Annotated in this window: 1 pseudogene; it reads right to left on the bottom strand. The window is 50.8% G+C overall.

Annotated features, from left to right (window positions below):
- Nucleotides 1–382 (bottom strand): annotated as a pseudogene (locus SANK73390_RS18530) (hypothetical protein); the annotation flags it as partial.

Genomic DNA, 382 nt, shown 5'->3' with positions numbered 1-382 from the left:
CAGGTTTGCCGACAGCCTCATTTTAACATCCGCTATCAGCTGTTGCTGAGCACCGTCATCCAATGTCTGCTCAGGTTTGATATAACCCACAAGCTGTTGCGCCCCCGCCAGCTCTTTGGCCATCACCAGTGCTGACTCCACCCCTGCTTGCGCCAACAGTTGCCCTTCAACTTCACCCAGCTCAACCCTAAACCCTCGGATCTTCACTTGATCGTCTACCCGTCCGATAAACTCTAAATGACCCTCTGGTAAATAACGCACTAAATCACCGGTACGATATAGTCGCTGCGAGCTATTTGGATGATGAGCATCATAGAACGGGTTAGCGATAAAGCGCTCCGCGTTAAGCTCTGGACGATTTAAATAACCTCGCGCTAAACCG

It is taken from the genome of Pseudoalteromonas sp. SANK 73390, assembly GCF_054966645.1.
The sequence above is the reverse complement of the archived record's forward strand: the minus strand, read 5'-3'. Positions and strand labels throughout refer to the sequence as shown.